Raw genomic sequence first — 288 nt, forward strand, 5'->3', positions numbered from 1 at the left:
TCGGATTCACCCTTTATTGTTTGACCGTCAACTCATTTTCTTCGTAAGATACAACGTCGTTCGGATACAGTTTACGACCTCTTCTCGTCTCAACTTCTCCGTTTACACTGACAAATCCGTCTTGTATTACTTCTTTTGCCTGCCCGCCGTTCTCAACAAATCCGGCTGCTTTTAAAACCTGTCCGAGCCGGATAAATTCTTCTCCGGCTCTCAAATGAAAAAATTCCATATTTTACTCCTTTTATACTGCTGCGTTAAAATTTACAGGAAGAATAAGATAAATATAAC

General features: G+C 39.6%; 1 protein-coding gene. It reads right to left on the minus strand.

Annotated features, from left to right (window positions below):
• Positions 1-13: 13 nt before the first annotated feature.
• Entirely contained in the window at positions 14-229 is a 216-nt protein-coding gene (locus NE637_RS15375; RefSeq protein ID WP_004847683.1) for an RNA-binding S4 domain-containing protein, read from the minus strand.
• Positions 230-288 lie beyond the last annotated feature (59 nt).

This window comes from Desulfovibrio desulfuricans, assembly GCF_024460775.1.
Taxonomy (GTDB): Bacteria; Desulfobacterota; Desulfovibrionia; order Desulfovibrionales; family Desulfovibrionaceae; genus Desulfovibrio; species Desulfovibrio desulfuricans_E.